Here is a 12,853-nt window from a genome sequence, read left to right as displayed (position 1 = left end):
CTTATTTTACTATTTTGGGCGTCATATAGTCCTTGCTGATTCTCATGCGGTCCACACCGTCCACTTTCTCGAAAGAAACGTCACTGATGTACATGGCACGTGGGTGGATACTACTCTTGTCTTTATGGGCATGGAAAACGATACGAAGCTTGCCTGCCTTGTCTGTGAAGGTGGCACTGTGCCCCACTCCAACCAGTTCTCCGGGTTTCTGCAGCAAAGGATTCTCCTCGTATTTGGTCCAAGTACCCATCAAATCGGTAGCTGTGGCGCAACCTATGCCGTAGAAAGGACTTTCATAGCTATTGGCAGAATAGGTCATATAGTAGAGCCCATTACGCTTGATGACAAACGGGCCTTCATTCACACGGGGCCATACCTCCTCCCATGCCTGAGAGACGTGGATGCAAGGGTGCATGGTCTCCTTTTTGATAGTCATGAGGTCTTTCTCCAATTCGGCCACCCAGATGTTGAGCCCGTCGTTGAAACGGTCGAAGAAGAGATAAGGCGTGCCGTCATCATCAATAAACAGAGAGTTGTCAATGCATTTCTCATCGGCAATCATCGGTTCCTTCTTACTTTGGGTAAATGGTCCTGCAGGTGAGTCTGCTGTTGCCACACAGATATGCTCGTCTGCCGAGTAATACATATAGAACTTCCCGTTCACTTCGTAGACCTCCGGTGCCCAGAACCAGCGGTCGGCCCAGACATCCTTCTTCTGGAGCGCCATGCCCTTATACTTCCAAGTTTTCAAATCATCGGAGGTATAGACTTCGATGCCTTCATCCGCATGGGTGCCATAGGCATAGTAAGTGCCATCGTGCAACATGATGAACGGGTCGCCCAAAAGCACCGGCGTTTCAACTCCTTCGACAACAATATCGTCCACATCCTTATAGTCTGAAGAGCAGGACTGGCAGGAAGCCAGCGTGGCCAACAGAAACAGATACATACATATAAAATTCTTTTTCATGATTCTTTCTTAAACAATTGTTATGATGATAAATATTTACTTTCAAGAAGATGTTCCGTTACACCCGTATATTGAACCCTATTCAGTCGTATACTGAATCCTATTCAATCGTATACTGAAATACATTCAGTCGTATACTGAATCACCCCAGTCCATCACACTGATTCACAAGGAAATACAAGCACCGGCTTCTATATACATCTTTCATTACATATATACGGAACGGCACATCCCACGATTGCGTCTAATCGCGCCTCTGCCCTACATGATAATACAACGTACCACTATAAACCGGAGAGCCGCCCTCCGAACAGAATCCGATGCGGGATGCAGGGTAGCGTATATCCAAAGCTCCCAGCTCCCTGCCGTCGACAAACAGATACAGCTTGTCTGCACGACGCACGGCACGAAAATTATAGGATTCCTTCCACAATTCATGTACACCTATCTTATAGATATGGCGTTCCAAATCCTCCGCCTCCTTGTTGATGAAGCGGATGCCTTCTGCCTTTACCGGAGTAAAGGTACAATAATTATATGCAGGATGTTCTGCTATCCCCCTATCTTTGTTTTCTATCGGATGCCATTCGCCGCCATTCAGGTATTCTATGTCGAACTTGCCGAACATGTCATCCACAAATTCGGATTTATTGCCTGCTTCGTGACGATTCAGGTAAATTGTATCCAACCATGCAGGTGCGGCAAAACGATAACCTTTCTCAATGAAGTCGGTATACTTCACATCCGGATAGAGCGTTTGCAGGCATCCCAACGGGAATTCCTTCTTCCAGGCAGTTTTCCCTTTCTTCACGGCTGTCACCTCAAGCATACGGGTGATGCCATCGAACTGAGCCTTCACATAGTTATCCTTATCCACATAAACCGGATAGCTTCCTGCCTTGTCTTGTCCGGACAAGCCGGACAACTGGAAGCTGAATTCATAATCGTTCAAGAAATCGCCCTTCAACAACTCCTCATTCCCCGAAAGCTGGAAATGCACATCATCGAAGCCGATGGTATAGGTAGCCCCTTCGAACAAGGCAGACTTTGTCTCGTCAAATACTCCGGGAACACCCGCTTCTTCCGTCGGAAGAGCCTCTGCAAAGACATGTTTTCCCGGTGTGGGAATCTCATCCAGCCAAATTTTCAGACAGCCACCATTACGCTCAATGCGCAGATGATGGTACACACCCCAACGGAAATCTTCAGGCAGGGCATAGGATTCCTTATTTTCTTTACCGCCGACAAGTGTACGCAGGTACCAACTCCGGTTCTCGGCATCCAAACCTACATAGGCACAGTTATCTGCATCCTTCCACCAAGCAATGACGCCGGCTCCACCCTCGGTCTTGACTCCCGTCTCGAACAAGTAAGCCACGGACGGCTGTACTTGTTGCAACACACCGAACGAAGCTGTCTCGCCTTTGCCCGCAAAGGTAGGCATCGAAGGTTCGGGATGATAACCCATCGTGCGGGGGCTGGTGATACCATCCACAAACAATGTCTTGTCGAAGAACTGGACACGGTTGATATATTGTCCCCGATGCTCATTGTTCTTGTTTGCCATATAAATCAGCCACCATTCAAATCCGTTGGGGCCTCTCAGAATATTGGGCTGCCCGGGAGTCATCAGAATATCGTCGGCAATGCCGTCTTTCATATCGAACAGAGAAACGTCGAAGAATTGCGAACGTCCCTTGTTTGTTTCTACGGCAAGCAGATTCGTGCCTTCCTTCAAAGCAGCACGCAGCTTCTTGTCCAGGTTCACGATACAATAATCACGCCCCTGCTTCTCGTAGACAAGTGTTCCGTTCAGATAAATCCGGGTATCTCCGTCGTGAGCGACACGCAATGCCAGATTGCCGGTTTCGCTACCGGCAGAGAAAGTCTTTCGCAACCATAAGGAGGGCGTATTCCACAAGGTACCCAGATGCCGGGTGGTGGAACCTTTCACTTCACGGGACGAAAAGCCGGTCTCCCCCTTCGCCCAGCCGGAGTCATCGTAGGTCGCTTTTGTCCAATCGCTTCCCGGTTTGCTCTCCGTATAAGCAAACAACGGCTCATACGTGCGGCCATACCGCAATAAATCCACTTGCTTCTCCTCCAGTTGTGTCTGATTGCAGCCTACAACCGGATAGCTATATTTATTACCATTTTGAAAACCTAAAGGAGAGTCTGCCTCAGCAACTCCCAACTGATAATTGCCCCACTCTGTAGAGGTGTGGTTGGCATTATACATCATATAGTAGCGGTCTCTATACTTCATGACCCACGGTCCCTCCGCTACTCTGTTATCCATCGTTTCCCATGTATCCGGCAATGAGGCGAACTGGCACACCGGTTCGCCGGCAAATTCTGCCGGGTTCTTCATTTTACGTCCCCATATGGTATTTCCATCAGTAAAACGTACCATATACATGTATAGTTGTCCATCATCATCTCTGAATATTTTGGGGTCGATACGGTTATCCATCCATGTCTTCTTGTTCGGTTCTGTATAAGCGCCCAAGACATCTTTGCTCTGCGCATGTACAATGTGAACGGCATGCTTGTCCTTTCCCCAATAATTGACTGACCAGTACAAATGAAAATCTCCATTCAGATAGAACATGTCATTGGCATGAATCTGGTCATCTCCGGCTCCGCTGCCTCTGGTCCAGTCATTGTCCATGGATACGACATGGATAGGTTTCCCCCAATGAACCAGGTCATCGGATACATAGAAATCCCCGTTTGTACGGACCCCGCCAATATAATATTTGCCATTATATTTCATTACGCCGGCATCCGCCACTCCCGGAAGTACCGGATTCTGGATGTTCTGCGCAAACAAGCTGCCGCAGCAAGCAAAAGCGAATGGTAATAGTAGTTTTTTACAGACAAGCATATGGTATAAGATTTAAGAAAGAAAAGGCTATGCCGGAAGCATCCTGAATGAGAACAGGCTTCCAGGCATAGCCTTCTTTAGTTATTAATAGTTAGGATTCTGAGTAAGATGTGCAACACCACCTACCGTGCTGTTCATCACTTCATCTCTCGGAATGGGCAAACGTCTGTGCTTACCGACGATGAAGTTATTGAAGTCCTTGTCACGGGCTTTCAGCTCATCAATTCCAGCCTGAGAATCAAGTAATCCCCAACGCTTCAAGTCAGCCCAACGCCAACCTTCGAAACAGAGTTCCAAAGTACGTTCCATCTGCAGGCGCTTGATAAAGGCATCTTTAGAACTCAGGCAGTCTTTCCACTGACTGTCTTTCAACTTGGCCAGACCGGCACGTTCTCTTACCTTATCCACATAAACAGCAGCATCGGCAGGATTAGTACCCGTTTCAACAAGACATTCTGCGTAGTTCATCAAGATATCTGCATAACGCATGATACGATAGTTGTTACGGGCAAAGTAATCTTCTGCATCACGATAGTAAGCAGTATTGTATTTACGTATGTAGCAGTCTTCCGGGTCAGTTCCCCAACCGTCATTCCAATCGGCATTTTCAAATCCATAATATTTCTTCGGTTGATCGGGGAAGTCTTGTGAGAATCCACGGTACAGAATACTACCATACAAACGCAAGTCATTCTTTCCGTCAATACGTTTCTCTTTCAAGAACTCATCTACCAACCAGCGACGTGCCTTACCATCTCCCCAACCTATACCACTCGGAGCATAGAACTGAGTACGCTGGAAACCGAATGCCATACTGGCATCATTACCCGTACCACCCTTGTTTTGGTCATCGAACTGAATTTCAAAGATACCTTCCTTGTTGTTCTCATCCAAGTCAGTGAAATTATCTTCACGATTGGCGATAAGATCGTACAAAGAGCCCTCTTTATCAATCAGCCATTGCAATTGTTCCTTCGCCTTGTCATACTTATGTTGTTGCATATAGGCCTTGCCCAACAATGCTTTGGCAGCGCCTTTGGTGGCACGTCCCAAATTGGCAGCATCCCAAGATTCAGGAAGATAATCCATAGCAAACAGCAAGTCTTTCTCCACTTGATCCCATATTTCCTGCTCGGAAGCGTCTTCCGGAATATAATTGGCATCTTTAGGTTCCAAAGGCATCGTTCCTTTGTCCCACAACAGATTTACCTGAAAATACCACATTGCACGTAAGAAAGAAGCTTGTGCCAATACCTGGTTCTTTGTAGTCTCGTCCATTTCAATATTAGGCACATGACTCAACACTTGGTTGCAACGGAAAATACCTACGTAGAAATGTTCCCAATGTATATTGTTGCCTTCGTAAAAATTATAATTGTTGTAAAGAAAACGTGTCCAGTCACCCAATTCAATCCAAGGAGAAGAACTCCATCCCTCGTCCGAGGTCAAATCGTAGCGAAAAGAGAGCCAACGCATCCAAGTACCTTCCTTATAAAGAAAACTGTAGCAGGCATTTACACCAGCTGTAGCATCTTCCGGCTTATTCCAATAAGTATCGTTGGTCACTTCATTGGGATTATCAATATCCAATAAACTAGAACTGCATCCAGTGCACAATGTCAAGGCACCTGCGAGCATTAATCCATTATATATCTTTTTCATAATTTACAAACTGATTTATAAGTTAAAAGGTCAAATCCAATCCAAACATCACCGAACGGGTATTGGGATAAGCAAAGCTGTCCGTACCACTGTTCCAAACGGAATTCGCACCCTTGAAGTCAGGATCCAGACCGGAATATCCGGTAATAGTAATCAAGTTGCTACCGGTAGCAAACAGACGGAGTTTCTCAACGCCCAAGTTGGTCAGCCACTTCTGCTTGAAATTATAACCGATAGAGATATTCTTCATACGGAAGTAAGAACCATTCTCCAGGAAACGGTCGGCATCACGCGAGTTGCGGAAGTCACCGTAAATGATACGTGGGGTATTGGAGTTAGGATTCACCTGATAAGGCTCTTCGCCCTTCTCAAAGCGGATATAGTTGGAGTTGTCTGCAAACAGACGTCCTTGCCAACGGGATACGTTGTATATCTTATTGCCAAATTGACCGTTCCACATCATACTGAAATCGAAGTTCTTCCACTCTGCATTCAATACCAACGACATTTGCATCTTGGCCCATGGACTACCACAATAATCACGGTCAATATCAGTAATTTGACCGTCATCATTTAAATCAAGATACTTAACGTCTCCCAATTGCGGACGTTTCCCTTCAATCATGATCGGTGTACCGGCAGGTACTTTATCTTCATTAGGTCCCGGTACATGGTTACCTTTCGTCACATAATTGTCTATTTCCTCTTGTGTCCGGAAGATGCCGTCTGTTTTTCTCAGATAGAATTCGGCCAACGACCTTCCCGGCTCTGTTCTGGCTTGACCGGAATCAATAAAGTTTCTTTCCGACCCATCCCGTCCCAAGCTCAGAACTTCGTTATCCATCGTAGTCACATTCAGTAAAGCGCTGTACTTAAAGCCTGAAATCTGGTCTTTCCAACCAAATGTAAACTCGAAGCCCTTGTTGCGCAAGCTGGCAGCATTTTTCCACGGAGAGCCTCCTTGATTACCGGTAGAAATGGCAATCGGAGTCTCAGCCAATACGTCACTGGTTTTTGAATTATAATATTCCGCACTGACAGTCAGGCGTTGGTTCAGGAAACTGGCATCAAAACCTACATTCACCGTTTCTTTTGTTTCCCAAACAAGACCTGCATTCACCAGTTTCACCTGAGTAGAACCCGGAACAATAGCACCACCGAATACAGTTACAATACTCTGGTTGATAGTTCCGATATAATCCCAATCACCAATGGAAGAGTTACCAAGACGACCCCAGTTACCTCTAATTTTCAAGTCATTAATCCAAGGCACATCAAAGAATTCCTCCTTTGAAATTCTCCAGGCACCGGAGAATGAGGGGAAATTGCCCCAGCGGTTTTCCTTAGCCAAGCGAGAAGTACCGTCACGACGGAAAGTGGCAGTCAGATAGTATTTATCATCATAAACGTAGTTTGCACGTCCCAAATAAGAAATCATCGCATTCTCGCTGATGCTGTTTGAATTCTGCTGATTGCTCTGTCCTGCATTCAAAACTGTAAAGTAATCGCCGTTACCCGTCATCGGAAAGTTCAGACGGGAAGCCCACAAACCTTCCCACTCATGGTGCTGGTAAGTAGTACCGACCACGGCATCCACATGATGCTTACCAAAATCCTTATTGAAGTTCAACGTGTGCTCAATCAACATGTTGTAGGTGTTGTCACGTGCCTTCTGGCTTTCCGGATCACGGTGTTCCTGATTCTGAGTCCAGTTACCTTCTCCACGGAACCATGAGTTCTCATAGAAATAAAGGTCAATACCACCATTGAATTTATAAGAAAGGAATTCGAAAGGCTTGAATTCCAACCATAAAGAACCATTCAAACGATTCTGGCGGAAATGACGGTATTCCAAATCTTCACGGGCAATCGGGTTCACACCAAAAGTATTGTATTTGGCAGCATCACCATAGCCATATCCACCCGGATTATTCTCATCATAGATAGGAATAGTAGGCATCATACGCAAAAAGTCATTGTAGGTATTGGTCTGGTTCGGGTCTGTGTTTGTGAGTGAATAAGCCAAGTTTTCACCAAAAGAGAACCAGCCCTTTTTACCTTGTGTATTGACACGGAAGCTATAACGGTCGAAAGTATTTCCATAAGAAACGCCGTCATTGTTATAGTAGCCGGCTGATACAAAATAACTACCGGAGTCACCGCCACCGGAGAGTGATACGTTGTAGTCCTGCACCAATGCGGTCTTCAACACTTCATCCTGCCAGTTGGTATCATACTGTGAGTGTTTCTGAGTGCTGTTTACAGTAGCAATGCCATCTTTGATAGCTTCATTATAGGCAATATCATTATACTTGATATATTCTGCCGCATTCATCAAATCAAATTTCGGGCTCCATTCCAATGTTTCCTTTACGCTTACATTCACCTTCATGGGACCTTTCGTACCCTTCTTGGTAGTAACGATAATCACACCATTGGCAGCACGCGAACCGTAGATGGCAGCAGCAGAAGCGTCCTTCAGAATCTGGATGGATTCTGCATCTGCAGGGTTGAAGTCAACTCCCGGATCTGTAATCATACCATCAATTACCCACAACGGAGAGTTATTACTCAAAGAACCGACACCGCGAATTTCAATAGAGGCATCTTCGCCCGCCCTACCGCTACTGCGTACGTTAATACCGGTTGCCAAACCCTGCATCTGGCTGACCAGTGTTCCTGCAGCGCTTTTCTTCATTTCCTTGGTATCAACAACAGCAACCGCTCCAGTCAAGTCGGACTTCTTCACAGTCTGATAACCGATGACAACCACTTCTTCCAGTGCTTTCGAATCATCTTTCATCACCACGCGCAAGGCAGTTCCCTTATAGACAACTTCCTGCGTAAGCATACCGATATAAGAAAAAACGAGTGTACTTCCTTTCTTTCCACTCACTGAGAAATTACCGTCAATATCGGTAATGGCACCCGTGGTAGTACCCTTCACCAATACATTCACGCCCACCAAAGGCTCACTATTTGCATCCGTCACCGTTCCCGTTATGGTCACATCTTGTGAATAAGCGGTAGCTGCAAACACAACAAAGAATAAGAATAAGATTTTCTTGATCATTTTTTATAGAATTAGATTTTAAAACTATGCGGAAACTAACGTCCGCTTTTAAATACACTGCAGAAAGTGATTAGTCACTTCTGCCAATCATAGAACATTGATTAGGATTTGTTACGTCATAGGCATAGGGGTCATAGTATTATAAATTGTTGGTTTTCGGATGCAAATATATCCGCATAAAGCTAAAATTAATGCAAATATCGCTTCAATCTATGCAATTATAAATCCAAAAAATGCCCCTGAGATGTCTCTCAGGGGCATTTGATTGGATTGTTATATTTAGCAAGCATTCCATGCTATCATTTCACGAAGTCTTTGGGCAGAATACCAAATTGTTTTTGGAAGCACTTGGTGAAATAGGAAGGAGTATTGAAGCCGGTCATATAGCAAACCTCATTGATTTTACACTCTCCTTCCTTTAAAAGCTGCGCCGCTTTCTTCAACCGCTCCAGGCGGATGTAGTCATTGGGAGTCATATCCAATATGCCCTTTATCTTCCGGTTCAGGCTCGACCGGCTCATGTTCAGCAGGCTTGCCATATCATCCAGACAGAAATCTGGATTCTGCATATTGGCAACCACCACTTCCTTCAATGTTTTAAGGAAAGATTCATCTGCCTTTGTCATTGCCATACTGCCCGTCTGCACAAAAGGAGAATTGACAAAAGAAGCCCGTAGCTTCTCACGGTTGTTCAGCAGATTGGCCACACAAACTTTCAGATATTCCACGGAGAAAGGTTTCTCTATATATACGTCAGCCCCCAGCTTCATTCCCTCTATTTTGGCTTGAAGGGTCGTCTTCGCCGTAAGCAGGATAATCGGTATATGGCTATAGTCAAGCTCGGACTTCAGATGCTCGCACAGCTCCAATCCATCCATCTCGGGCATCATAATGTCTGAAATGACAAGATTTACAGTATGTTCCTTCAACACCTTCAAAGCTTCCACCCCATTCACGGCAGTCAGCACACGATATTCCGAAGAGAGCTGTTTCACAACAAATGCCTGCATTTCCAGACTGTCTTCCACCACCAAAAGAGTATACCGGTGCTGTTCCAAGGCAGTACCTGCACCACTTTCCTCAGAGGATTCCCCGCCCGTTACCGGTTCTTTATGCTCCATAGCCACCGTCTGCTCGTGCTTCAACGGAAGTGACAGCAGGAAACAGTTGTTCTCCATCGAATCTTCCATGCACAACGTACCCTCATGGAGTTCGGCCAATGAACGGGCAAGTGCAAGCCCGATACCGGTGCCGGGCACAGAGCGCAAGGTACCGGTTTTATACTGGATGAACGGCTTGAAAATCTCCTCGCGCATCTCTACCGGAATGACAAGGCCGTCATTGCATACAGAAAGCAGCAGTCTTTCACCTTCCGAATATAGCCTGATGCGTATATAGGTCTCCGAATACTTTATCGCATTGGTCAGCAGATTGCTGATAATCTTGGTAAGCCCTTCCCTATCAACCGAAGCATACAAGCTTTCGGGAGTCTCTATACTCAATGCCAGCCCCCTTTCACGTGCCAAAGGCTTGAAACGCTTATACGTCTTTTGTAAGAGCTCAGACACGTCACATTCCACAAAATTCAATTGGAAGCCTTGCGTCTCCGTCTTCCGGAAGTCCAGCAACTGGTTCACCAAGTCGAGCAGCCGGTTGGTATTCAGTTCCATGGTCTCCAAATCATCCCTGATGTCATCCGAAACAGAACGGGAAGCCAGTACATTCTCGAGCGGACTCTTTATCAGTGTAAGCGGTGTACGTATCTCATGCGCCACATTCGTGAAGAAGTCTATCTTCGCAGCATATAACTCCCGTTCCTTTTCCCGCTCAAACTTGTCCATAGCCTGCTGATGCTTCTGCCGGGTCCGTTTTCTGAAATAGATAATTACAGCAGCCAGTGAGCATAACGCCAATACCGTATAAACAGCATACGCCCAGGTGGAGAGATAGAAAGGAGGATGAATATGGATGTCGAGCACACGTTCCGTCGCGTTCCACTTGCCATCGCTGTTGGAACCCTTTATACGCAATGTATAGCTTCCATAAGGAAGGTTTGAATAGTTGATGATGGAATTCCGTCCTACCGTATACCAGTCGCGGTCAAAGCCTTCCAGCTTACATTCAAGACCATTCATTTCGGGTGCCTGGTAACTCAGGGCCGCAACCTGGAAAGAGAAAGAATTCTGGTCGGCATCCAGCTCTATCTCATCCGCATAGGTGATGCTCTTCTCCAAAGGAGAATCCGGACTGTCCACCGAAAGCCGTTTGTTGAACAGATAAAAATCTGTAATCACTACGGGAGGGAGAAAAGTGTTCTCCACAAAAGTTTCCGGGTCAAAGGCTATGAATCCGTTGATACTACCTAAATAGATGCGTCCCTTCTTGTCAATGTAACCGGACTGGAAATTAAACTGGTTGCTCAGCAGCCCGTTTGCCGTGGTATAGACATGTTTGCTCTCCGTATCGGGATTGAAGCAGACCAGACCATAATTGGAAGTAATCCATAAGTTTCCCCGCTTGTCCTCGACCATCTTGTAGATGGTATTACTCGGAAATCCTTTCGACATGTCATAACGGGTAAAATTGTCCGTTTCCGGATTGTAGCGGCAAAAGCCCTCACCCAGCGTCATGAACCACAGACGCTTCCTGCTGTCTTCGTAGATACTGATTACCTTATTGTAGGGAAGAGAGGTCGAATCATTCTCATTAGACAGATAATTCCTCCACTGCTGGCTTCTTACATTGTAGCAGAACACTCCATTAGAAAAAGTAGCAAACCACAGATTTCCGTTGAAGTCCTCCAGAATGTTATAAGTAAACATATTCTTCAGCTGAGGAATCCGGGTAAAGTCATCTGTGGAGCGATTGTACTTCAACAGACCGGACGTGGTGCCTATCCACACGTCTCCCGTAGTGGTCCTGCAAATGGTAAAGGCGTCATTGGCGACCATGGAATTCTCACTCTCACCCTTGGCATAATGTTTCACCTGCCTGGTCCGAAGATTCACCCGATTCAGACCACCGGAGAACGTACCTACCCACAAATCATCCCCGTCCAGGCAAAGGCCGTGGACATTCTGATAAATGGCCGGATGCTCAAAAGGCTCTATCTTTCCGTTTTCCGGATTGTAATTGAACAAGCCTTTGTCTTCGGTACCTATCCACAAGGTGCCATCATTACTTTCACAGATTTCCCGTACACGACGGCCGAAATGCCTGAGATTGTCTCTCGGATAGAACTTCTCGAAATAAGTCCACTGATAAGGGCAATAGTTCACTCCACCGAAATAAGACCCTATCCACATGCCGTTCTCCTTGTCGCAGCAGAGCGAATAAATAGCATTGTCCGATAATGCATACGAATCATCCTGGTCGGGAACGGTCAAATGGGTAATCTTGTCATTCGTCAGATTGTAAATATACAAGCCGGACTCTGCGCCCACCCACAGCTCGTTGTCAGATTTGAACTGCAAAGCCCTCACATAGGTGTTCAGCAGCTTCCGCGTCTTGCCGGTAGTCTGGTTTATCTCTGTCAACCCGTTCAGCGAAGCGATATACACACAATTATGGGGTCCGCTGACCTGCCAGTTGATAATATCATTCTTGAAAATCTCATTTCCTTCCGCATCCTTGAAAGGCTGCAGAGGAGTTTCAAAGTCAGCTTTCGTATAGTAAAGATTATCCGCATACAAGGCCAGCCAACACGTATTCCCATTCAGCCAAAAGCGGGTTACATTGGGCAGTCCCGAATCGTGCAGATGGTTCAGCAACCTCCCTTCATCCGGTTTATAGCAGAACAACCCCTGGTTTTCTACCGATATCCAGATATTATCGTCCTCGTCACTTCCAATCATGGTGACAAAATCCCTGATAACACTGCCATTATCACTGGCCTCATCGAAAGCGGTAAAGGAATCCAGTATCGGGTCGTAAATAAAGACTCCCCCATCGGTACCAATCCAGATATTGCCCCGGCGGTCCTCGTAGAGCGCGGTTATGAAATTCTTGCCTAAACCGGAGTTCTCTTTCTTGTAAATACGGAAAGACAATCCGTCATAACGGTTCAGACCGTCCTTGGTTCCGAACCACATAAAGCCTTTCCTATCCTGCAAAATCTGATACACGGTGTTCTGCGAAAGACCGTTCCGGATATCCATCGTTCTGAAATAGTAATGAACAGCATCCTGCGCACAGACCGGCAATACCGCCCATAGGCACAGACTAAGGAAAAGCTTTATAATCAATCGTTTCATAACAACAT

5 protein-coding genes are annotated in these 12,853 nt (G+C 46.0%); all 5 read right to left on the bottom strand.

From position 1 onward, the window contains the following. Position 1 precedes the first annotated feature (1 nt). Positions 2–970 carry a glycoside hydrolase family 43 protein gene (locus CSD97_RS02330; RefSeq protein WP_057256598.1) on the bottom strand — a complete coding sequence of 323 codons (969 nt, stop codon included), beginning with the start codon at positions 968–970 and terminating at the stop codon, positions 2–4. A gap of 244 nt (positions 971–1,214) precedes the next feature. Next, positions 1,215–3,857, bottom strand: coding sequence for a family 43 glycosylhydrolase (locus tag CSD97_RS02325; RefSeq protein ID WP_098031909.1), 2,643 nt, complete (start codon positions 3,855–3,857; stop codon positions 1,215–1,217). 84 nt (positions 3,858–3,941) lie between these two features. Next, positions 3,942–5,519, bottom strand: a complete 1,578-nt coding sequence (locus tag CSD97_RS02320) for a RagB/SusD family nutrient uptake outer membrane protein (RefSeq protein WP_035447546.1) — start codon at positions 5,517–5,519, stop codon at positions 3,942–3,944. Between the two features lie 22 nt (positions 5,520–5,541). Continuing rightward, entirely contained in the window at positions 5,542–8,592 is a 3,051-nt protein-coding gene (locus CSD97_RS02315) for a TonB-dependent receptor (protein ID WP_035447543.1), read from the bottom strand. A 299-nt stretch (positions 8,593–8,891) separates the two neighbouring features. Further along, positions 8,892–12,845: a hybrid sensor histidine kinase/response regulator transcription factor gene (locus CSD97_RS02310; RefSeq protein WP_061412244.1), complete on the bottom strand. Its 3,954-nt coding sequence runs from the start codon at positions 12,843–12,845 to the stop codon at positions 8,892–8,894. Positions 12,846–12,853 lie beyond the last annotated feature (8 nt).

Source organism: Bacteroides sp. AR29, from assembly GCF_900217715.1.
GTDB lineage: Bacteria > Bacteroidota > Bacteroidia > Bacteroidales > Bacteroidaceae > Bacteroides > Bacteroides uniformis.
This window is presented reverse-complemented; position numbering and strand designations above follow the sequence as displayed.

Coding starts and splice junctions, on each gene's coding strand:
- CSD97_RS02315 (WP_035447543.1), bottom strand. CDS start 8,592: ATGATCAAGAAAATCTTATTCTTATTCTTTGTTGTGTTTGCAGCTACC.
- CSD97_RS02330 (WP_057256598.1), bottom strand. CDS start 970: ATGAAAAAGAATTTTATATGTATGTATCTGTTTCTGTTGGCCACGCTG.
- CSD97_RS02310 (WP_061412244.1), bottom strand. CDS start 12,845: ATGAAACGATTGATTATAAAGCTTTTCCTTAGTCTGTGCCTATGGGCG.
- CSD97_RS02320 (WP_035447546.1), bottom strand. CDS start 5,519: ATGAAAAAGATATATAATGGATTAATGCTCGCAGGTGCCTTGACATTG.
- CSD97_RS02325 (WP_098031909.1), bottom strand. CDS start 3,857: ATGCTTGTCTGTAAAAAACTACTATTACCATTCGCTTTTGCTTGCTGC.